Genomic DNA, 20,726 nt, shown 5'->3' with positions numbered 1-20,726 from the left:
CTATTTTGTCTTCGGGACGCTTACGGTCTCGGCGCCGAGCCAGGTTGCCATGCGTTCGAGTTGCTCGCGCACCGCAAGGATGACGTCGGCGCGCGGCGCCTTGGGTTCGACGTGGACGGCGTGCGCCCGCAAGATGCGGGCTTGTCGGTCGTGTTTGAGGTCGACGCGCGCGACGAGCCGGTCGCCCAGCAGAAACGGCAGCACGTAGTAGCCGTGCACGCGTTTGTGCTGCGGCGTGTAGATCTCCAGCCGGTAGTCGAAGCCGAAGAGTTCGCGCGTGCGCGCGCGCTCCCACACCAGCGAATCGAACGGTGAGAGCAGCGCGCGCGCAGCGACGCTGCGCGGGATTCGCGCGTCGTGCCACAGATGGCGCGTGCCGCGCAGACCTTCGACGCGGACCGGGACGAGTTCGCCGGCCTCGGTGAGTTCGGCGACCCGTGCGCGCGCGTCGGCGACGTCGAGGCGGAAATAATCGCGCAGATTGCGTTCCGACGCGATCCCGTGCGCGCGTGCGGCGATGCGGACGAGTTCGCGCTGCGCGTCCTCAACGGGCGGCGTCGGCGCGGCGAGAACCTCACTCGGAAGGACGCGTTCGGGCAGATCGTAGACCCGCTCGAAGCCTTGACGGTAGGCGGTCGTGATCTCACCGCACCAGAAGAGCGCTTCGAGACCGACTTTGACGTCGCTCCAGCCCCACCACGAGCCGGTGCCGCGCGCGCCGTCGAACGCGCTCGCCGCCAGCGGGCCGCGATCCGCGATCGCGGCGCGCAGGCGTTCGAGCAGCTGCGGCTCGTCCGCGACGGCGCGCGCGATGCGGCCCCACGTGCCGAGGCCCGCGCGTGCGCGTTCCATCCGCCAGCGCAACAGCGGCTGGAGGTCGAGCGGGAGCAGCGACGCCTCGTGCCCCCAATACTCGAAGAGCATGCGGTCGCGCGACCACGCGGCGCGCTCGAGCAGTTCGGGCGCGTAGCTGCCCAGCCGCGAGAACAGCGGCAGGTAGTGCGAGCGCACGAGGACGTTGACGCTGTCGATCTGCAGCAAACCGATCCGCCCGAAGACGCGTCGCAGAAGGCGCCGGTCGACCGCGCCGCGCGGCGGCGGGTCGGCGAAGCCTTGCGCGGCCAACGCGATCCGGCGGGCCTGTGCGAGCGAGAGATCGCGGGTCACGCGCGATCTGTTCACGTCCCTTGCGCCCGACGCTTCTTTCGAAGGACCGGCGCCGCCCGGCGGCGGAGTGAACGCGCATGGCAGTGGTGGGGGAAGAGCCGGCGGTCGCGAGATCGCTGGCGGTGTTGCGCATGCTGCTGGGCGATCGACTCGGGCGCGACGTCGGCGTGCGCATGTGGGACGGCACCGACGTCGAAGCGCCGGGCGCCGCGTTCTCTCTCGCCGTCAACGCACCGTTCGCCCTGCGCGCCGCATTCACGCCGCCGCTCGACGTCAATCCGGGCAAAGCGTTCGTCGAAGGCTGGATCGACATCACTGGAAACCTCGAAGCAGCGATCGACACGCTCGAACGCGCGATGGACGGTCTCTCGAAACTCGCGCTCCTGAGGATCGGTGCGGAACTCGCGCGTCTGCCGAAGCCCCCGCCCGGCGAATCGAGCCCGACCGCGCACTTGCGCGGGCGCATGCACACGAAGACGCGCGACGCCGCCGCGATCGGATTTCACTACGATCAGCCGGTGGCGTTCTACCGCGCGTTCCTGGGGCGCGCGCTGGTGTATTCGTGCGCCTATTGGGACGACGGCATCGCGACCCTCGACGAGGCGCAGCGCCGCAAGCTCGATTACGTGCTCGACAAACTCCGCGTGAAACCGGGAGGGTCGCTGCTCGACATCGGCTGCGGCTGGGGCGCGCTGGTGATCCGCGCCGCCGAACGCGGCTTGCGCGCCCACGGGATCACGCTCTCGCGCCGTCAGCACGAAGAAGCGAACCGCCGCATCGCCGAGGCCGGGCTGGAGGACCGGGCCAGCGTCGAGCTGCGCGATTACCGCGATGTCGATGACCGCCGGTACGATGCCGTTGCGTCGATCGGGATGATCGAACACGTCGGACGCGAGCGGCTCGGCGAGTATTTCCGCTGCGCGTTTCGGGCGCTGCGCGAGGGCGGGCTGTTTTTGAATCACGGGATCGTGCAGCAGAGCCGCGATGGCAAGGGATACCGCGCCGCCGGCGATTTCATCGGCCGGTACGTCTTCCCCGACGGCGACCTGGTGCCGCTGCACGTGACGACGCGCGCCGCGGAATCGGCGGGCTTCGAAGTGCGCGACGTCGAGAACCTGCGCGAGCACTACGCGCGCACGCTGCGCGCATGGGTCGCCAACCTGATCGCGCACGAAGAAGAGGTGGTCGATGCGACCGACGTGCGCACCGAACGCATCTGGCGGATGTACATGACCGGGAGCGCGCGCGGATTTGCGCTGGGCCGCATGGGATTGATGCAGACCCTGCTCGGAAAACCGCGCAGCGACGGCCGCACCGACGTGCCGGCGACACGCCGCGATCTCTACGCAAGCGCCCGCTAGCAGCGACGCGCAGCTGAATCAGCCCGGTATGCGCACCTACACGTTCACGATCTAGACGCGCGCGAACAAGGCGATCGCCGAACCTGCGAGCAGGATGCAGAAGAGGATCCGCAGCGTGCGCTCCGGCAGGCGATGGGCGAGCGCCACGCCGTAACGCACGCTGAACGTGCCGCCGAGCGCGAGCGGGATCCCGATCCCCCACTCCACGTCGCCCGTCTGCGCGTACGTCGCGATCCCGGCGAACGTTCCCGGCGCGACCAGTGCGAGCGAAAGCCCCTGCGCCGCGAACTGCGCGTAGCCGAAGAACGTCGTCAGCAGCGACACCGCAAACACCGCGCCGCCGACGGAGAAAAGTCCGGAAAGGATCCCGCCGAGCGCGCCGACGATCCCGGTGTAACCCCACGGCAGCGATGCGCGCGCATGCGCGCCGTCGCGCCGACGCAGCGTTTGCCACGCGAATAAGACCGCGAGCACCGCGAGGAACGCGCCGAAACCGTAGCGCAGGTTCGGGCCGGCGACGCGGGTCGCGAACAGCGCGCCGAAGAACGTGAACGTCACCGCGCACGCGCCGAGCAGGAGCGCGACCTTGCGGTCGAGCCCGCCGCGCTTCGCGTAGTTCCACAGGCCGATCATCACGTTGGGGAGCACCATCACCAGCGCCGTCCCCTGCGCGTGCTGTTCGTCGAGGCGGAACGCGACGACGAGCAGCGGGATCGCCATCAGGCCGCCGCCGATGCCGAACAGGCCGCCCAGCGCGCCGAGGATCGCGCCGAGCACCAGGAACAGCACGACGTGCAGCGGGTCGGGCGTCACCCTCCCGCGCGCTTCACGCGGCGGCCGAGGCGCTCGAAGTGGGCGACGACCGTGTCGCGGTGGTCGCCTTGCAATTCGACCACGCCGTTCTTGGCGGTACCGCCGGTGCCGCAGAGGCGCTTGAGCTCCTTGCCGACTGCTTCGAGCTCGCCGGCGGCGAGGCCGTGGACGACGGTGACGGCGCTGGCGCGGCGCTTCTCGCGGCTCACGCGCAGCACGCCGTCGTCGGGCATCGCGCGGGCGACCGGCTGGGTCTTGCGCCGGGCGGCGGGCGCCGGGAGCGGCGTCGACCCGTCGGTGGAGTATACCAGCACCCGCTCGTCACGAATCCGTTCGTCCTTCATCGGACGTGCAACCCCCGCGGCATCCCCGGTGGTTCGCCAAGAGGTGACGACGGTGCTCCCCGCGCTTCCCGGCGCGGTTGTCGAGGAGATCGCGGCGTTCGGCCGCTATGCCGCCTCGCGCGGCTGGGTGCCGGCGACGTCGGGGAATTTCTCGCGCCGCGTCGACGCTCGCCACGCCGCCGTGACGCGCAGCGGGATCGACAAGGGCGCGATCGCACCGGGCGACGTCGCGGTGATCGCGATCGACGAGCCGGTCCCGCCGCGGCTCTCCGCCGAGACGCCGCTGCACCTCGCGCGCTACCGCAGCGATGCGGCGGTCGGCGCGGTCTTTCACGTGCACACGGTCGCCGCGACGGTGCTTTCGCGGCTCTACGAGCGCGAGGGCGTCGTGCGCACCGACGGCCTGGAGATGCACAAGGCGATCGGCGTGCGCACGCACGAGAGCACCGTCGAGATTCCGATTTTCGCGAACGATCAGGACACGTTCGCGCTCGCCGCTCGCGTCGAAGCGCGGCTCGGCGCCGACCCGGCGGTGCCGGGCTATCTGCTCGCCGGGCACGGCATCTACGCTTGGGGCGCGACGGCAGCCGACGCGCGCCGGCATCTCGAAGGGCTGGAGTTTCTGCTGGCCTGCCACCTCGAAGAACGGAGATTGCGATGAATGCGACGCTGACCTCGACCCTGCGCGTCTACGACGACACGAGTCCGTCGACGCCGCTCGTCGACACGACGGATCGCGCCGAGATCGCCCGTCATCTCAACGCCGCGGGCGTGCGGTTCGAGCAGTGGGAGGCGAGCGTTCCGCTCGCCGCGGACGCCGATCAGGAGTCGATTCTCGCCGCGTACGCGGCCGACGTGCAACGGCTCAAGGACGAGTGCGGCTACACCACCGCCGACGTGCTGCGCCTCGCCAAGGGAACGCCGAACACGGCGCCGATGCGCGCGAAGTTTCTCGACGAGCACAGTCACTCCGAAGACGAAGTGCGTTTCTTCGTCGAGGGCAGCGGCGCGTTTTACCTGCGCATCCAGGGCAAGGTCTACGTGACGGTGTGCACGCGCGGCGATCTGATCGGCGTTCCGGCGGGGACGACGCACTGGTTCGACATGGGGCCGGATCCGGAGTTCACCGCGATCCGCTTGTTCGTGACGCCCGACGGCTGGGTTGCGAACTTCACCGGCGACGACATCGCTTCGCGCTTTCCGCGCTACGAATGACCCGCACGACGATCGCGGCGCGAGCCGTCGTCGTCGACATCGAGGGGACGACGAGCACGATCCGCTTCGTGCACGACGTCCTCTTTCCGTACGCTGACGAACATCTCGACGAATACGTCGCCGCACATCGCGGCGAGCCGGCGGTCGCTCAGGCGATGCGCGAGTCCGCTGCGATCATCAACGCCGAAGACGGCGGCGATGCGGCACGCTCGCTCGACGACGCGACGATCCTGCGTCACCTGCATCGCTGGATCGCAGAAGATCGCAAAGTCACGCCGCTCAAGACGCTGCAGGGGCTGATCTGGAAAAAAGGCTACGAGAAGACGGGGCTGCGGGGGCATCTCTATCCCGACGCCGCGGAGGGGCTGCGCCGGTGGCATGACGGCGGCGCGAAGCTCTACGTCTATTCGTCGGGATCGATCGCCGCGCAGAAGACGCTCTTCGCCAACAGCACCGAAGGCGATCTCTCGCCGATCTTCAGCGGCTATTTCGACACCACGACGGGACCCAAGCGCGAAGCGGAGTCGTATCGCAAAATCGCCGCGGCAGTCGGCCTCGCGCCGGCGGAACTGCTCTTTCTCAGCGACGTCGATGCCGAACTCGATGCCGCTCGCGAGGTGGGCTTTCAGACAATCCGGCTGCTGCGCGACGCCGATACGCCGCCCGGCGCGACGACCACGCATGCCGCCGCGACGGATTTCCGCGCGATCGACGTCGTCCCGCCGCGCTGAACGTCAGCGTGCTTCGCGCCGCACCGCAGGCGAGAGCGCGAGCAGCATCGCCAGCACCACGTAGCCGTAGGCGCTGATCAGCATCGTCGGGCGCACGCCGAGCGTGTCGGCGAACCAGCCGCCCAGCAGCGATCCCGGGAAGATGCCGAGCAGCACCACCAGACGCACGACGCCGAACACGCGGCCCGTCAGTTCTTCGGGGATGATGCGCAGCCGCCACGAGATGATCGTCGTGATGCGATAGCCGCCGCAGACGCTCGAGAACGTGATCCCGGCGATCGCGAGCGGGACCGAGTGTGTAAACGGGAGGGGCAGCCAGCCGAGGCCGTCGAGAAAGAACGCGGCGATGATTGCGGGGCCGAACCGCCAATGCGTGCGCCCGGCCAACAGCGATCCGAGCGCCGCGCCGCCGGCGAAGCATCCGAACGCGATCCCCACGACGTGATCGCCGGCGCCGAACGCGCGCTTGAAGTACGGGATGAGCGCGACCACGCCGACCGTTCCGATGAAATTCATCAAGCAGTGCGCGAACGAGAGCACGCGCAGCGGCGTGTCGGCGGTCATCCAGCGCCACCCAGCCGCGATGTCGTGCCCGACGTCGCGCAGCGACGGCAGACCGGCCGGGTTGTCGGGCCCGAACGTGCGCACCGAGGCGATCGACGCCTGCGATGCCAGATACGTCAGCGCGTTGGCGGCGAGGGCCGGCAGCGGCCCGGCGATCGCGAAGATCGCGCCACCCAGGGGCGGCGCGATCAAGTTCACGCTCTGCTCGGTCGCACCGAGCGTCGCGACCGCGGCCTTGGTGCGTTCCTTGCCGAGCAGATACGGGATCGACGGCGTCTGCGAGCCGAGGAAGATCGAGCCCGCGACGGCGAGCACGACGACGCCGGCGTAGATCATCGGGAGCGTCAGATGCCCCGTCGCGAACGCCAGCGTGAACAGCGCCATGATCGCGAAGCGCACACCGTCGCAGACGAGCATCAGCCGCCGGCGATCGACCCGATCGCCGAGCGACCCGCCGATGATCGAGACAAAGGCATAGGGCAGCAGTTCCAGACCCCACGTCCAGCCCAGCGCCGTCCCGGACCCCGTGATGCGATAGACCAGCAGCGGGATCGCCAGCGTGCGAAGCCCGTCGCCGAGATAGCTGAGCGCCTGTCCGGCGAAAAATCGCGTAAAGGCAGCGGAGTGAAAGACGCTCGCGGTGCGAGCGGTTACGGTGGCCATACGAGTGTCCCGGAGCGTGCGAGAGGGGGAAATGGTCGGCACGACAGCCCGCGCAGGAACCACGCGAGAGGAACGTCTCGTTACAGCATAGTTCCGAGCGGTTACTCCGCAATGCTGCGGAAACCCTCGCCGCGGGCGACGGGATTTCTCCCGGTCCCCGCGAATCGTGGCGAGTCGGTCCCGGATAGCTCAGTTGGTAGAGCAGCTGACTGTTAATCAGCGGGTCGTTGGTTCGAGTCCAACTCCGGGAGCCAGACAAAATAAAGGCCTTGAGCGAATCTAGGCCTTTATTCTTTTCGCCCCGCATACAGTTGCGCATACAGTTAAGCCGCGAATGCATCAAATGAGCACCGCGTGCAGTGAGATCGTGCGGATCGCTCTTCGCACTCGATCTACAGCAGGCGCTGCCTGACGTTGCCCCGGATGTCAGGCCGCGGATAACCGTGAGTTTGGGGTAGTGCGATGATGCTCGATGAACTCGGCCGGCGTCAAGCCGCCGAGCGCGGTGTGGGGTCGGCGATGGTTGTAATCGATGCGCCATGCTTCGATCGCGGTGCGAGCGTGGAAGAGCGTGGGAAAGGCGTGCTCGTTGAGTAACTCGTCTCGGAAACGTCCGTTAAAGCTCTCGACGCTGCCGTTCTGAGTCGGCTTGCCGGGTTCGATAAAGTGCAGCTCAACGTTGACCCGCGCGGCCCAGCCGAGCATCGCGTTGCTCGTGAACTCGGTTCCGTTGTCGAACTTGAGCGTCGGCGGTAGACCGCGCTCTTGCGCGAGACGTGAGAGCACGCGCACGACACGCTCGCCGGTGAGCGAGAAGTCGACTTCGATGCCGATCGACTCTGGGGTGAAGTCGTCGATAATCGTCAGCGAGCGAAACTTTCGCCCGTTGCTAAGCGCGTCGTGTACGAAGTCGAGCGACCAGCGTTCGTTCGGCCGCGTGACCGGCGGCACGACGTTGCCACGGACGTATCGTACGCCACGCTTACGTCGACTGCGCAGCTGTAGACCAGCGTTGCGATAGATCCGATGAACTCGCTTGTGGTTCACGACGAAGCCTTCGCGGCGCAGCATGATCGTGAGCCGGCGGTAGCCGAACCGACGGCGTTCTGCGGCGAGCGCCTTGAGCCGCTCGAGCAACGCCGGATCGTCCGTCCGCCGCACGCGATACTGCGCGACGGATCGCGGACAACGCGCGATGCGGCATGCGGCGCGTTGGCTCACACCGAGGTCTTGCAGGGCCCTCACCGCGGCTTTTCGCTGCGAGGGCCCCAGGAGTTTTTTGCGATTAGCAGGCCAATGAAAAATCGGCCGAGTTGATGTTGGCGTGACGGCGTTTTTCGCGTATTATAAGAGCAAGTCTCCTCATACCTTGGTGAGGTTGCGGCCGATGCGGACTCATGATGAGCAGCGTGCATCCGTTTGGACGACGTTGCAGCCGGAAGACACCGTGCCCGGCGATCATCCGTTGCGCCCGATGCGCGTGATGGTCAACGAAATTCTGCGCGAACTCTCGCCGGAGTTTTCCAAGCTCTACTCCCGACGGGGCCGGCCATCGATCGCGCCGGAGAAGCTGCTGCGAGCCTTGCTGTTGCAAATGTTCTACTCGATCCGCAGCGAGCCGATGCTGCTGGAGCAGTTGCGTTACAATTTGCTCTTTCGTTGGTTCGTGGGCTTGAGCATGGACGACAAGATCTGGGACCCCTCGACGTTCAGCAAGAACCGCGATCGGTTCTTGAATGGCGAAATCTCCGAGCGGTTCTTCGCCGCCGTGGTCGAGCGGGCGCGTGCCGACGAACTGCTCTCGAACGAGCATTTCACCGTCGATGGGACGCTAATCGAGGCGTGGGCCAGCCACAAGAGCTTTCGGCCCAAGTCGGACGACGAACCGCCGACCTCGAGCGGCGGTCGCAACGAGGGCGTGAACTTTCGTGGCCGGCCGCGCAGCAACGAGACGCACGTCTCGAGTACCGATCCGGACGCGCGGTTGTACCGCAAGAGCAGCGGCGCGCCGGCGATTCTCGGCTATCTCGGACATGCTCTGATGGAGAATCGCAACGGCTTGATCGTCGGCGTAAAGACCACTCGCGCGACCGGGATCGCCGAACGCGAAGCAGCGCTGGAATTGATTCGCGGGGTCAGCGGAAGCAACCGAATCACGCTCGGCGCCGACAAGGCGTACGATACCAAAGACTTTGTCGAGGCGTTGCGAGCGCTCAACGTGACGCCGCACGTTGCTCAAAATACGACCCGTCGCCGCAGCGCGATCGACCGCCGAACCGTCCGCCATCCGGGCTACACGGTGAGTCAACGCAGGCGCAAGTTGATCGAGGAGAGCTTCGGGTGGGGCAAGACGATCGGCCGATTGCGCAAGGTGCATTTCCGCGGGCTTGATCTGGTCGGCGACATTGTGCGCTGGACGGCCGCGGCGTACAACTTGATCAGGATACGCAATCTGAGGGCCGCGACATGATGCGAAGTGATGCTGACCCGAGGGGCGTTTTCGAGATGAACCGCTCGGCAACGGGCTTCGAGAGGTCCGCCGACCTCCCGAAAACCGTGCTGAACGGGCAGTTCGCGAACCAAGCGCCGATTTTTTCACGGGGCTGTTAGCTCTTTCATCGCGTCGTTCTCGAGCGAAAGGTTCGCGATGATGCGCTTCATGCGCCCGTTCTCGTCTTCGAGCACGCGACCGCGGGCGACCTCGCTGCTCTGCATGCCGCCGTACCGGGATTTCCAGGCGGAGATGGTGTTCGGATGAACGCCGTGTCGACGGCCGAGCTCGATGAACGAGGCGCCGGCGTCGTATTCTCGGAGGATCGAGACGATCTGCGTCTCGGTGAAGCGGGACTTCCGCATGCGGGCTTCCTTTCGGCCCATCGGCCGGGGAAACCCACGGTATCACTGACCCGGATCACCGGGGCAACGTAGCCGGCTCACCCAGTGCGCATCCGAAAATGTCGCGCAACATCGTGACCACCTCGTCGGCCTTGCCCGGGCGCGCTAAAACGTGACCGAAGTTCCGGCGGCGCGCAAGCGACGCGCTCGCTTCAGCGACAGGTATTTCCGCCCCCTCAGGACGTGCGCACGAACGGGATCAGTGCGGCGAGCAGTGCCTGCGGCTGTTCTTCGGCGACAAAGTGGCCGCACGAGGAGATGACGACGCCGCGTACTTCGCTTGCGACGTTGCGCAGATTCTGCTCGACGTACGCACCGAACGAACCCTCACCGCCGATCGCGAGCACGGGCATCGTCAGCAGCCCTTCCTTCGCAGCGGCGGTGCACGCAGCGTCCGCGAACAGCGCGCGATACCAGGCGAAGCTGCGACGCATCGCGCCGGGCTGGGCGTAGCGCCGCACGTATTCATCGACGTCGCCCGGACCGATCGCGTTTCGCTGCACGACGAGCGGTCCGTTGTAGAACCACGAGAGATATGCGCGTTCGCGACCCGCGACGAGGGCTTCCGCCAGTCCCTCGACGAGGTGAAATCCGAACCACCAGAGATTCAACTCCGGCGTGAGCCGCAGCAGGTCTTCGAAGCCTGCGCCCATGAGGCCGACGTCGATGATCGCAAGCCGTTCGACCGTCTGCGGATGATCGACGGCGAGTTGATAGGCCGGTAGGGCGCCGAAATCGTGCGCCGCAATCACCGCGCGCGGGAAGTCGAGCGCAGCGATCAGCGCATGCAGATCGGCGGCGACCGTGCGCTGATCGAAGCCGTCGTCAGCGAACTGCGACTCGCCCATTCCGCGCAGGTCGGGGGCCACGACGGTGTGCGTCTGGGCCAGTGCGTCGATGCAGTGGCGCCACGCGTACCAGGTTTGCGGCCAGCCGTGCAGCAGGAGGAGAAGCGGCCCTGTGCCGGTGCGGACGTAGTGCAGCCGCGTCCCGTTGACGTCGGCGAACGCGTGCTCCCAGCGCGGATTCACAGCCATCGGCGCAAACGTTCCTTTACCTCGTGCAGGCGTCGTCGCTGCTCGCGATCGCGGCTTGCCGCCGACGATCGGGTGTGCTGCAGCATGTCGTAGTAGCCGCCGGTCGAGTCAGCGACGCCGCTCCCGCTGACGAGGTGCACGACGCTTGCGGCGCCGTCGTCGAGCGACGTCAGGGGCGCGTTTTTCGACTGACGCACGGTCTTCGTGTCGACGTAAGTTCCCAGGTGGAGCGCGTTGACCGTGGCGCTGCAGTCACGCAGTGCGTCGGCAAGATCGTAGGTGCACATGATCATCGCGGGCTTCGATTGGCAGTATGCCTCGATGCGCGGGTAGCTCCGGTGCCTGAGCGCCAGGTCGTCGAAGTGGATCGCTTCCAGTTCGTGGCCGACGGACGAGACGTTCATGATCAGCGAGGGTGCGGATGCGCCGATTCGCTCGCGCAGCCGCGCCGTGAGCAGGTACGCGGCCAGGTAGTTCACCTGCCAGGTCAGCTCGAACCCGTCGATTGTGCGCGGACGCGGCGTCGCACTGCCGACCCCGGCGTCGTTCACGAGGATGTCGATGCGCGCGTATCGTTCGAGTACGTCGTCGGCCATCGCACGCACCTGATCGAGCACGGTGAATTCGCCGGTCACGAGCGAGACGTCTCCGAGCGGCGCGAGCGCGTGCAGAACCCGCTCCCCACGTTCGCGCGAGCGGGCGTGCAGCACGACGCGGCTCGCCCCGTCGCGCAGCAGCCGCTCGGCGACGGCCACCCCGATTCCGTCACTCGAGCCGGTGATCAAGACCGTGCTCCGGCGAGCGATCACAGCGGATGCGCGTGCGGGTTGCCGGGGCGCACCGAACGCATCGATCGCGTTCTGCTCGCGAGCGCGTTCACCGCGCGTCCTCGGGCCACGGATTGCCTCCGGCCTTGAACCGCCGCATCGCCTCCAACGTCAGCATCCTTCCGCCGATGCCCCACTCACCGCTCGCGATCGACTCTTCGAGTCCGACCCAGACCTGCGCGCGGCGCGCCTCCCCCTCGACGGCAACAATCGCCTCCGTGACACGTTCGATCATCCGGCGACGGGCATCGGGCGGCTGTGCGTCGCGGATCAGCGTGATCGTCACCCACGGCAGGCAATTGCGAGCGTCATCGCGCGACGCGAGCGCCTCCTCGATCGCGACGCCGACTCCGGTCCGCATTCCCTCGCCCTCGATCGAGACGACGGCATCGAGGACGCTTTGCAGCATTCGCTCTTTTTGCTCGACAGAGAGGGCGTTTCGCGCGTGCAGGATGCGGACGAACGGCATGTGATTACCGTAGGCGCAGGCTCGGCCGCGTAACAGAAACGACTTGTGCGCCCTGGGCCGTTGCCGAGCTTGCAGTTTTTCGGCGTCCTTGGGCGGCGGCGACCATGCTAGGATGGCGGCGCATGGCAGATCTCGGCATCTTTCTGCGCGCGGCGCGCGCACGTCTTGGGCCCCAGGATGTGGGGCTGCCTGCCGCCGGGCGTCGCCGGGTTCCCGGACTGCGGCGGGAAGAGGTCGCCGAACTGATCGGGGTGAGCGAGGTGTGGTACGCGCGGTGCGAGGCCGGAAAGGCCCGCTTCTCCGTTCGCGCCCTGCACCGGCTCGCCGACGCATTGTCGCTTGCGACGGCGCAGCGCCGCGAGCTGTTCGCTCTGGCGCGTCCCGAGATCGGCATCCCGGTCGATAAGGCCGCTCCGTGCGGCGACCTGGCGTCCTGGCGACGGCTGGTGCGGGAGCTGACCGCTGCATCGAGTGCGCACGACGTCATCGCCGCGATCGTCCGCAACCTGCACGACGGTCACGACCGCGAGCGCGGCGTCTTCGGCCTCGTCACCGAAAGCGCGCCCCGGCGCGTCGCCTACGTTGCGGCCAGCGGCTTGATCGCCGGCATCGAAGGCGATGTGGAGCGGGAGCATCATGCCGGCTGGGACCTGGCGCTCGCGGCGCGGCTGTCGGGCTGCGTCGATCTCGCGCTGATCGCGACCGACGAGATGCGCGAGCGATGCGCGCGGACCGGCCAGCGCAGCTACCTCACCGCGACGGTCGAGAGCGACGGCACCTGCGTCGGCGCGTTCGGTTTCGCGGATCGCCGCATCGGGCCGCCGTGTCCCACGACGCTCGCGCGTGTCGACGCGGTACAGGGTCTCGCGACCCTCGCGCTGCGCGGGGCACGGACGCGCGGCGACGCTGCTTGGCGCATGGCGGCGCGTCCCGTTCCGCTCTTGCTGCTCGACCGGCGAGCCGGCGCAGATCGAGGAGGCGCGCGCGCCGGCGTCAGTCGATGACGAGGACCACGCCGCCCGCGCCGCGCCGTTCTTCGAGAGCGCCGTGCGCATCGACGATCTCGTGCAGCGCGAAGCGGTGCGCGGCGTGCGGACGCAGCGTGCCGTTCTCCAGACCGGCGGCGATTCCGGCGTGAATCTGCGCGCGGCGATCCGGTGCGATCGCGCGCAGATCCACGCCGGCGACGTGCAGGCCCTTCGCGATGAGGACGAGCGGATCGATGGTGGTCGCGCCGGTGCCCCCGACGACGACGATTCGTCCGCCCGGCGCCGCGAGCGCAGCGTCGGCGACGAGATTCGTCGCGGCCGCGACTTCGACGACGACGTCGACCCCGCGTCCGCCAGAGGCCTCGCGCACCGCCTCGGTCCAGTGCGGATCGCGGAAGTCGATGACCGCATGGGCTCCGTGCGCGCGCACGCGCGCCGCGTCGTCGGCCGCGCAGGTTGCGATGACGTGCAGACCCATCGCGCGCGCGAGCTGCACCGCCGCGGCGCCGACCGAACCCGCCGCGCCTTGTACCAGGACGACGTCGCCGCCGCGCGCGGCAGCGACGTCGACGAGACTCCACCACGCGGTCTCGAACGGCACCGCGACGACCGCGCCGTCGGCGAAATCGACCCGACCCGGGAGCGGGAACACCTCGCGCGCATCGCAGCGCGCCCACTCGGCGGCGGCCCCGCTGCGCGTGCGGCCGTACACGCGCTCGCCCGGGACGCGGTCCGTCACGCCGGCGCCGATCTCGGCGACGATCCCCGCGAACGCGCTTCCGGGCGTGTAGGGAAGGATGGGCGTGTAGTCGCCCACCGCCACGCCCGCGCGCAGGTACGTGTCGAGCGGCGTCACGGCGGCGGCGCGCACGCGCACGACGACCTCGCCCGGCTGCGGCGCCGGAATTGCGAGGTCGTCGAGATGCAGCGCGTCGGCGCGCGGGCCGAACCGGCGGACGCGCGCCGCGCGCATCGCGCGCTCGTCGCCGTTCATCGCCGGTCAGGCCAGCGAATCGCGGACCTCGAGGATGATCTTCGCCAATTGATCCGTCGACGAGAAGTACGAACTGTGATCGGTGTCGAGGGTGTAGACCTTCTGCACCGGCTGCGCGGTGTACATCGACTTCTGCAGTGCCGGTCCGACGGCTTGATCGCGCAGCGTCGTGATGTAAAAGCGCGGAACGCGGCCCCACTTCTGCGCCGTGGTGTGAACTGGTGTCCCGAACGGCTGCAGCGGTTCCGGCCGCAGCCGCGCCAGCCCCGCCTCCGCGTCGGCTGCGCTCGTGTTGTTGAAGAACGCGGCGCGCATCGTGTCCGCGGAGATCGTGCCAACGCCGTGCTGCGCGTCGATCTTCAGCCCGGGGCCGAGCTTGCTCTCGGGATCGTTCGCATAGTCCTGCAGCGCTTTGCCGTTCGCGGGCAAGTACGCGCTGAGGTAGACGAGCGCGCGAATCTTGTCGGGGTACTGCTCGGCGGTTTGCGTGATCGCGACGCCGCCCATGCTGTGACCGACGAGCAGCGCCGGTGGGCCGGCTTCGTCGAGCTTGGCGTTCACCGCGGCGACGTAATCGGCGAGCGTGACGGCGCCGGCGCGCGCGGTGTCCGCGTCGCTGTGACCCGGGAGCGTGACGACGGCGACCTTCGCGCCGGCCTGTTGGAGGAGCGGCGCGACCCGCTTCCATGCGGTTTCGTCGGCGAAGGCACCGTGACAGAGGACGATGTTCGGTTTCATGCGAGCTCCTCGGACGACAGCGGGAAATGCTGTGGTGAGCGCCGCGCCGGCCGTTGCGCCGGCGACGAAGGCGGATCGTTTCATGAGACTCCTTGCGGTGCGCAGAGCGTGCGTCGCCGGGACGACGAGATCGCCGTCGCGAGCGCAAGGCGACCGACCGGTCTGCCGATCCGGCGCCTTGGGAAAAGTTCGACCTGCATCGCCGTCGAGGATAACCGGCTGCTCAACCGCAGAGGGAGAAACAAATAGTGCTAGGGACGCGCCCGAGGGAACTCGCCATCGCTCGGGATCGTTTTCTGATACCGGTCTCTCTAAGTGCCGTGCGAAGTGCCGCGCTGGTGCCTCTCCGGACGGCGCCAAAGTTGGGACCAAAGACCTAGCGCCCGGGACTCGTCTAGCGAGGTGCGGGTGCCGATACGAGTAATACGCGCCGACGGACGGCGTGTGTGAACGGAGTCGAAATGGACGTAGAAACCTTCTTGCGCGGCGCCGAGGTCCGCGCACTCCTCGAAGCCACCGCGATCGTGCGCCTGGTCGACGTCATCGATGCGATGATCGCCGATGCGGAGTCGCGCGCGGATGTCGATGCGATCGCCGCGCATTGCGTGCAGTCATGGCGGATGCGCCGCGACGCGCTGCTCGCCGAGCACGCGACGCTGGTCCCGCAGCTCGATCCGAGGACAGCCGCCTAGCCGCAGTCACCCTGAGCTCAGATTCCGTGTCCGCCGTCAAGCCGATACGGGTTGATAGGGCCGCTGATTCTTGAGTAGCGAGTAAGCCAGGCGCACGAGCTTGTGCATCACCGCCACGATGATTTGCTTGCCGCTCTTACCGCGCGCTTCGAGGCGATCGGCGAGCTCCTTGAAGGCCGGGACTTTGCGCTTTACCGTCAGGGCAGCCATGTAGAGTGCCCGCCGGAGCTTCGCGTTGCCTGTCTTGCAAATGCGCGGCTTGCCCTTCACCGAGGTCCCGGACTGCCGCTCTGCCGGCGTAAGGCCGGCATACGCCGCTGCGGCTTTGGCACTATGGAGCCGATGCACCGGCAACTCCGCAAGCACGTTTGCCGCTGTCAAGGACGCGACGCCTGGTATGGTCTGAAGAAGCTGCGCGTTCCGGCTTAGCGTGACATCCGAGCAAAGAACACCTTGGATCTGCGACTCGATCTGCTTGACCATCTCCGCGATACCGACCAGATGCGTTTCGTTCATTTTGAGCAGCGTTGCTCCGACGGCGACGGATTGCACGATCTGCGTAAGGGCAATACGCTGCGCGATGAGCTGGTCGCGATACGCCAGCAAACCGCGCAGGGACAGGATTTCGTCGCTATCAGGCTCCCAAAGCGCGGGGCGCTCGGAGGCGCAGAATTGGGCCAGCATTCGAGCGTCGACCGCATCGGTCTTGGTCCGCAGCAAACGGCTCTTCGCAAAATATGCCGTACGCGTCGGGTTCACCACGCTCACCCGGATTTTCGCTTTGTGCAAGTTCGCCGCTAAGTTGCGCCAATACGGCCCGGTTGACTCCATGCACACATGAACCTCGTGGGCGCGATGCGTGCGCAACCAACTGCGAAGCTTTCTGAAGCCGGTTCGCGTGTTCTCAAAACTCGCCTCACTGCGCTTCTCGCCGCGTTGCAAGCAGCAGTGGAACGTGTCCTTAGAGATATCGACGCCCAACATGCTCATCGCAGGATTTCCCTCTAGCAGCCCCGTGAAAAAATCGGCGCGTGGTTCGCGAACTGCCCGTTCAGCACGGTTTTCGGGAGGTCGGCGGACCCCTCGAAGCCCGTTGCCGAGCGGTTCATCTCGAAAACGCCCCTCGGGTCAGCATCACTTCGCATCATGTCGCGGCCCTCAGATTGCGTATCCTGATCAAGTTGTACGCCGCGGCCGTCCAGCGCACAATGTCGCCGACCAGATCAAGCCCGCGGAAATGCACCTTGCGCAATCGGCCGATCGTCTTGCCCCACCCGAAGCTCTCCTCGATCAACTTGCGCCTGCGTTGACTCACCGTGTAGCCCGGATGGCGGACGGTTCGGCGGTCGATCGCGCTGCGGCGACGGGTCGTATTTTGAGCAACGTGCGGCGTCACGTTGAGCGCTCGCAACGCCTCGACAAAGTCTTTGGTATCGTACGCCTTGTCGGCGCCGAGCGTGATTCGGTTGCTTCCGCTGACCCCGCGAATCAATTCCAGCGCTGCTTCGCGTTCGGCGATCCCGGTCGCGCGAGTGGTCTTCACGCCGACGATCAAGCCGTTGCGATTCTCCATCAGAGCATGTCCGAGATAGCCGAGAATCGCCGGCGCGCCGCTGCTCTTGCGGTACAACCGCGCGTCCGGATCGGTACTCGAGACGTGCGTCTCGTTGCTGCGCGGCCGGCCACGAAAGTTCACGCCCTCGTTGCGACCGCCGCTCGAGGTCGGCGGTTCGTCGTCCGACTTGGGCCGAAAGCTCTTGTGGCTGGCCCACGCCTCGATTAGCGTCCCATCGACGGTGAAATGCTCGTTCGAGAGCAGTTCGTCGGCACGCGCCCGCTCGACCACGGCGGCGAAGAACCGCTCGGAGATTTCGCCATTCAAGAACCGATCGCGGTTCTTGCTGAACGTCGAGGGGTCCCAGATCTTGTCGTCCATGCTCAAGCCCACGAACCAACGAAAGAGCAAATTGTAACGCAACTGCTCCAGCAGCATCGGCTCGCTGCGGATCGAGTAGAACATTTGCAACAGCAAGGCTCGCAGCAGCTTCTCCGGCGCGATCGATGGCCGGCCCCGTCGGGAGTAGAGCTTGGAAAACTCCGGCGAGAGTTCGCGCAGAATTTCGTTGACCATCACGCGCATCGGGCGCAACGGATGATCGCCGGGCACGGTGTCTTCCGGCTGCAACGTCGTCCAAACGGATGCACGCTGCTCATCATGAGTCCGCATCGGCCGCAACCTCACCAAGGTATGAGGAGACTTGCTCTTATAATACGCGAAAAACGCCGTCACGCCAACATCAACTCGGCCGATTTTTCATCGGCCTGCTAGGTTCCGGCGTAGCGATCATCTTACCAGGCTCATGCATACGGGCTCGTCGCAGACGGCCCACGATTCCGTTCGGCTGATCGCTTGGAGGTTGGTGCGAGCGCCAATCTGAGCTACGGGCTCTCGGGCCCAGGCGTGACGACGGCGCTCGACACCGCGTAGGGGGATGATTCGTTCGAGTCATCCCCCTACCCCATCATATGAGCGTGACGCGGGCTGGACCGAGGTGCGAAGGCGAGTGTTCGCGCGGCTGATGATCTCGTCGCGCAGCCGTGCCGCGTAATGTTCCGCCAGTTCCTGATGCGCTTGCGCGACGACGGCGCTGCTGTAGTGATCGATCTCGTCGGCCTTGACCGTCGCGTCGCGCGCGCACATCCCGAGGATGCGGATGAAGCCGAAGATGACGTCGTCGAACGTGTGGCAGTCGCAGTTGTGCGCGATCACGTTGTAGAGCGGAAGCGGCTTGCTGACGGGCGCGACGGTGTCGTCGGCCAGTGTCACGGGGGCCATGTTCCCCGGTTCGCCGCGGACGCCGCGCATTCTAGCCGCGCGGCTCATGCGCGCATCTGGCCGGACTCGGCGAAGCCGAACGCGCGATACAGCTCGCGCGTCCGTTCGGTCGGCTGGAGGACCGTCTTGCGCACGCCGCAGGCGCGCGCCGTCGTGAGCGCCTCGCCGATCAGTTCGCGGGCGTAGCCGAGGCGCCGAAACTCCGGCGCGACGTAGACCCCGGCGAGTTCGGCGTGGAGCGAGGTCTCGGGGTACGGCAGGCGCTCCCAGAACACGAGGCACGCGCAGCCGACGATGCGGTCGTCGACGCTGAGCAGCCACGCGGCGATCCGCTCCTCGGAGAGCCCGCGCCAGAACTCCGGCAGCGCGAGTCGCCGGAACCCCTCGGCCTGCGCCTGCGGCAAGAGGCCCATCTCGACCAGGGAGGCGCAGCGCAGCGCCGCCAGCGGTGCGGCGTCGAAGCGGTCGGCCTGACGGACGTGGATGCGAAGGACGGAATCGACCATGCGGGGCTCCGGCAAAAGAAAAAGCGCGCCGTTGCCGGCGCGCCCATGCTATCGTCGTTCCGGGTTCGTCTTCAGCGAGCGCGAAGCGAACCCGATGCGATGCGCATGGGCCTTTTCGGCGGTCGGGGCAGACGAGTACGGAACACGGTCGCGGTCGTTTGCACGGACGCCGGCAGCGATCCTTCACCGCAGGCCCGTTGCGCAAGACCCTGCGCGCGCCTTCGTCGAAGGGTCCAGACCCCGGGTACGGATGCATCGCTCTGAAGAGGAAGTTGCATGATCGCTGAACCCTCGGCCGCCGTCCACGTGCGGGCGCTCGATCCCGTCGAGTTTCTCGAACGCGCGGCGTTCGTCTACCCCGAGCGGCTCGCGGTGATCGACGGCGACGCGCAGCGCACCTATCCGGAGTTTCTGGCCCGCGTCCGGCGCTTCGCCGCGGGGCTGCAAGCGATGGGGATCGGCAACGGCGAGCGGGTCGCGGTGCTGGCGCCGAACGTTTCGATCGCGCTCGAGGCCGCCAACGCGGTTCCGCTTGCGGGCGGCGTGCTGTGCGCGCTGAACACGCGCCTTGCGCCCGAGGAGATCGACTATATTCTCGGCCACTGCGGCGCGAGCGTGCTGTTCTACGATCCGGAACTCGAGCCGCTGGTCGAGCGCCTCGAGAGCCGCATCCCGCGCGTGCGCGAGTACGAGACGTTTCTCGCTGAGTCCGATCCCGACGCCCTCGCGCCGCATCGCGCCGGCGAAGACGAGACGATCTCGATCAACTACACCAGTGGCACGACCGGCAAGCCCAAGGGCGTCATGTATACCTACCGCGGCGCATACCTCAACGCGCTCGCCGAGGTCGTCCACGCGAACCTGCGGCCGGAGAGCGTCTATCTCTGGACGCTCCCGATGTTCCACTGCAACGGCTGGTGCTTTCCGTGGGCCGTCACGGCCGTCGGCGCGACGCACGTGTGCCTGCGCAAAGTCGATGCGCCGAACATCAACCGCGCGATCCGCGAAGACGGCGTCACCCACTTCTGCGCGGCGCCGACGGTGCTGATCGCGCTCGCGAACCATCCCGAGACGGTCGCCTTCCCGCGCCGCGTCATCGTGACGACGGCGGGCGCGCCGCCCTCACCGACGACGATCGAGCAAGTCGAAGGGCTCGGCGCCGAGATCCATCACGTCTACGGGCTCACCGAAACGTACGGCCCGATCACCGAGTGCGCGTGGCACAGCCCGGACTGGGACGTGCTGCCGGCGCATCGCCGCGCGTGGCTGCGCAGCCGCCAAGGCGTCCCGATGGTGACGCTCGGTGCCAACGACGTGCGCGTCGTCGACACCGAACTGCGCGACGTCCCCGCCGACGGCACGACACACGGCGAGATCGTCATGCGCGGCAACAACGTGATGAAGGGATACTACGACGATCCCGCCGCGACGGCGCGCGCGTTCGCCGGCGGCTGGTTCCACTCCGGCGACATCGCGGTGCGTCATCCCGACGGCTACATCGAGATCGTCGACCGTTCGAAAGACGTCATCATCAGCGGCGGCGAGAACATCTCGACGCAGCAAGTCGAGAAGGTGCTGCTCGAGCACGACGCCGTGCTCGAGGTCGCGGTCGTCGCGATCCCCGACGAGAAGTGGGGCGAAGTCCCCAAAGCATTCGTCACGCTCAAGCCGGGACGCACGCTCGATGCCGAGGAGCTGCGGCTGTTCGCGCGCGAGCGCATCGCGGCGTTCAAAGTCCCCAAAGCCTACGAGTTCTGCGACTTGCCGAAGACGTCGACCGGGAAGATTCAGAAATACGTGCTGCGCGAGCGCGAGTGGACGGGGCGCACGAAACGCGTGAACTGACGGCGGGCTGAAACCCTGCCCGCCACGGGAGCGTCGTGGG

General features: G+C 67.2%; 23 protein-coding genes and 1 tRNA gene. 9 read left to right on the top strand and 15 right to left on the bottom strand.

Features of this window, described 5'->3' with window-relative positions; all coding sequences use genetic code 11:
• Positions 1-1,167, bottom strand: coding sequence for a winged helix-turn-helix domain-containing protein (locus WPS_RS11070; protein WP_317994548.1), 1,167 nt, complete (start codon positions 1,165-1,167; stop codon positions 1-3).
• A gap of 77 nt (positions 1,168-1,244) precedes the next feature.
• On the opposite strand from WPS_RS11070, the gene WPS_RS11065 reads away from it, so the two are divergent.
• Positions 1,245-2,528, top strand: coding sequence for a class I SAM-dependent methyltransferase (locus tag WPS_RS11065; protein ID WP_317994547.1), 1,284 nt, complete (start codon positions 1,245-1,247; stop codon positions 2,526-2,528).
• A 51-nt stretch (positions 2,529-2,579) separates the two neighbouring features.
• Here WPS_RS11065 and WPS_RS11060 read toward each other — a convergent pair whose 3' ends face one another.
• Positions 2,580-3,341 carry a sulfite exporter TauE/SafE family protein gene (locus tag WPS_RS11060; protein ID WP_317994546.1) on the bottom strand — a complete coding sequence of 254 codons (762 nt, stop codon included), beginning with the start codon at positions 3,339-3,341 and terminating at the stop codon, positions 2,580-2,582.
• Positions 3,338-3,685 carry a translation initiation factor gene (locus tag WPS_RS11055; protein ID WP_317994545.1) on the bottom strand — a complete coding sequence of 116 codons (348 nt, stop codon included), beginning with the start codon at positions 3,683-3,685 and terminating at the stop codon, positions 3,338-3,340. The genes WPS_RS11060 and WPS_RS11055 overlap by 4 nt, the downstream gene beginning before the upstream one ends.
• A gap of 28 nt (positions 3,686-3,713) precedes the next feature.
• On the opposite strand from WPS_RS11055, the gene mtnB reads away from it, so the two are divergent.
• Genes mtnB through mtnC form a run of 3 tightly spaced genes read left to right on the top strand, consistent with a single transcriptional unit; the run spans position 3,714 to position 5,631 of the window.
• On the top strand, positions 3,714-4,346 hold the full coding sequence (mtnB, locus tag WPS_RS11050) for a methylthioribulose 1-phosphate dehydratase (RefSeq protein WP_317994544.1): 633 nt from the start codon (positions 3,714-3,716) through the stop codon (positions 4,344-4,346).
• A complete protein-coding gene (locus WPS_RS11045; protein WP_317994543.1) occupies positions 4,343-4,900 on the top strand; it encodes a 1,2-dihydroxy-3-keto-5-methylthiopentene dioxygenase in 558 nt (185 codons plus the stop codon). Before mtnB ends, WPS_RS11045 begins: the two co-directional genes overlap by 4 nt.
• The gene (gene mtnC / locus WPS_RS11040; RefSeq protein WP_317994542.1) at positions 4,897-5,631 is read left to right on the top strand and encodes an acireductone synthase; all 735 of its coding nucleotides are present in this window, start codon (positions 4,897-4,899) and stop codon (positions 5,629-5,631) included. Before WPS_RS11045 ends, mtnC begins: the two co-directional genes overlap by 4 nt.
• 3 nt (positions 5,632-5,634) lie before the next feature.
• Here mtnC and WPS_RS11035 read toward each other — a convergent pair whose 3' ends face one another.
• Positions 5,635-6,858, bottom strand: a complete 1,224-nt coding sequence (locus tag WPS_RS11035) for an MFS transporter (protein ID WP_317994541.1) — start codon at positions 6,856-6,858, stop codon at positions 5,635-5,637.
• 178 nt (positions 6,859-7,036) lie between these two features.
• Between WPS_RS11035 and WPS_RS11030 the strand changes: the two genes are divergently transcribed.
• Positions 7,037-7,112, top strand: a tRNA-Asn gene (locus WPS_RS11030).
• A 172-nt stretch (positions 7,113-7,284) separates the two neighbouring features.
• On the opposite strand, the gene WPS_RS11025 is transcribed toward WPS_RS11030, so the two are convergent.
• Positions 7,285-8,130, bottom strand: a complete 846-nt coding sequence (locus WPS_RS11025; protein WP_317997533.1) for an IS3 family transposase — start codon at positions 8,128-8,130, stop codon at positions 7,285-7,287.
• 115 nt (positions 8,131-8,245) lie between these two features.
• Between WPS_RS11025 and WPS_RS11020 the strand changes: the two genes are divergently transcribed.
• Entirely contained in the window at positions 8,246-9,328 is a 1,083-nt protein-coding gene (locus WPS_RS11020; RefSeq protein WP_317994189.1) for an IS5 family transposase, read from the top strand.
• A gap of 125 nt (positions 9,329-9,453) precedes the next feature.
• Here WPS_RS11020 and WPS_RS11015 read toward each other — a convergent pair whose 3' ends face one another.
• The 4 genes from WPS_RS11015 to WPS_RS11000 all read right to left on the bottom strand — a co-directional run bounded on the left by WPS_RS11015 (position 9,454) and on the right by WPS_RS11000 (position 12,248).
• On the bottom strand, positions 9,454-9,714 hold the full coding sequence (locus WPS_RS11015) for a transposase (RefSeq protein ID WP_317994540.1): 261 nt from the start codon (positions 9,712-9,714) through the stop codon (positions 9,454-9,456).
• Between the two features lie 215 nt (positions 9,715-9,929).
• The gene (locus WPS_RS11010) at positions 9,930-10,790 is read right to left on the bottom strand and encodes an alpha/beta fold hydrolase (protein WP_317994539.1); all 861 of its coding nucleotides are present in this window, start codon (positions 10,788-10,790) and stop codon (positions 9,930-9,932) included.
• Positions 10,781-11,599, bottom strand: coding sequence for an SDR family NAD(P)-dependent oxidoreductase (locus tag WPS_RS11005; protein WP_317994538.1), 819 nt, complete (start codon positions 11,597-11,599; stop codon positions 10,781-10,783). The genes WPS_RS11010 and WPS_RS11005 overlap by 10 nt, the downstream gene beginning before the upstream one ends.
• 67 nt (positions 11,600-11,666) lie before the next feature.
• On the bottom strand, positions 11,667-12,248 hold the full coding sequence (locus WPS_RS11000; RefSeq protein WP_317994537.1) for a tautomerase family protein: 582 nt from the start codon (positions 12,246-12,248) through the stop codon (positions 11,667-11,669).
• Here WPS_RS11000 and WPS_RS10995 point away from each other — a divergent pair.
• Positions 12,191-13,090 (top strand): helix-turn-helix domain-containing protein, encoded by a 900-nt coding sequence (locus WPS_RS10995; RefSeq protein ID WP_317994536.1) that lies wholly within the window; start codon positions 12,191-12,193, stop codon positions 13,088-13,090. The two genes, WPS_RS11000 and WPS_RS10995, sit on opposite strands and share 58 nt — an antisense overlap.
• Here the strand turns inward: WPS_RS10995 and WPS_RS10990 are convergent.
• Together WPS_RS10990 and WPS_RS10985 are read right to left on the bottom strand one after the other, a co-directional pair.
• Positions 13,080-14,069: a zinc-binding dehydrogenase gene (locus WPS_RS10990; protein WP_317994535.1), complete on the bottom strand. Its 990-nt coding sequence runs from the start codon at positions 14,067-14,069 to the stop codon at positions 13,080-13,082. The genes WPS_RS10995 and WPS_RS10990 overlap by 11 nt on opposite strands.
• A gap of 6 nt (positions 14,070-14,075) precedes the next feature.
• Positions 14,076-14,807: an alpha/beta fold hydrolase gene (locus tag WPS_RS10985; protein ID WP_317994534.1), complete on the bottom strand. Its 732-nt coding sequence runs from the start codon at positions 14,805-14,807 to the stop codon at positions 14,076-14,078.
• Between the two features lie 461 nt (positions 14,808-15,268).
• Here WPS_RS10985 and WPS_RS10980 point away from each other — a divergent pair, with 461 nt between their 5' ends.
• Positions 15,269-15,499, top strand: a complete 231-nt coding sequence (locus WPS_RS10980; RefSeq protein WP_317994533.1) for a hypothetical protein — start codon at positions 15,269-15,271, stop codon at positions 15,497-15,499.
• A 36-nt stretch (positions 15,500-15,535) separates the two neighbouring features.
• Here WPS_RS10980 and WPS_RS10975 read toward each other — a convergent pair whose 3' ends face one another.
• From WPS_RS10975 to WPS_RS10960, 4 genes are all read right to left on the bottom strand, one after another.
• Positions 15,536-16,489, bottom strand: coding sequence for an IS110 family RNA-guided transposase (locus WPS_RS10975; RefSeq protein ID WP_317994532.1), 954 nt, complete (start codon positions 16,487-16,489; stop codon positions 15,536-15,538).
• A gap of 154 nt (positions 16,490-16,643) precedes the next feature.
• Positions 16,644-17,726, bottom strand: coding sequence for an IS5 family transposase (locus WPS_RS10970; protein WP_317994189.1), 1,083 nt, complete (start codon positions 17,724-17,726; stop codon positions 16,644-16,646).
• A 279-nt stretch (positions 17,727-18,005) separates the two neighbouring features.
• Positions 18,006-18,335 carry an ATP-dependent Clp protease adaptor ClpS gene (locus tag WPS_RS10965; RefSeq protein WP_317994531.1) on the bottom strand — a complete coding sequence of 110 codons (330 nt, stop codon included), beginning with the start codon at positions 18,333-18,335 and terminating at the stop codon, positions 18,006-18,008.
• A gap of 44 nt (positions 18,336-18,379) precedes the next feature.
• Positions 18,380-18,841, bottom strand: coding sequence for a GNAT family N-acetyltransferase (locus tag WPS_RS10960; RefSeq protein ID WP_317994530.1), 462 nt, complete (start codon positions 18,839-18,841; stop codon positions 18,380-18,382).
• Between the two features lie 276 nt (positions 18,842-19,117).
• Here WPS_RS10960 and WPS_RS10955 point away from each other — a divergent pair, with 276 nt between their 5' ends.
• Positions 19,118-20,686, top strand: a complete 1,569-nt coding sequence (locus tag WPS_RS10955; RefSeq protein ID WP_317994529.1) for an acyl--CoA ligase family protein — start codon at positions 19,118-19,120, stop codon at positions 20,684-20,686.
• Positions 20,687-20,726 lie beyond the last annotated feature (40 nt).

It is taken from the genome of Vulcanimicrobium alpinum (genome assembly GCF_027923555.1).
GTDB lineage: Bacteria > Vulcanimicrobiota > Vulcanimicrobiia > Vulcanimicrobiales > Vulcanimicrobiaceae > Vulcanimicrobium > Vulcanimicrobium alpinum.
Note: the sequence above shows the minus strand (reverse complement) of the source record. Positions and strands in the feature narration are given on the sequence as shown.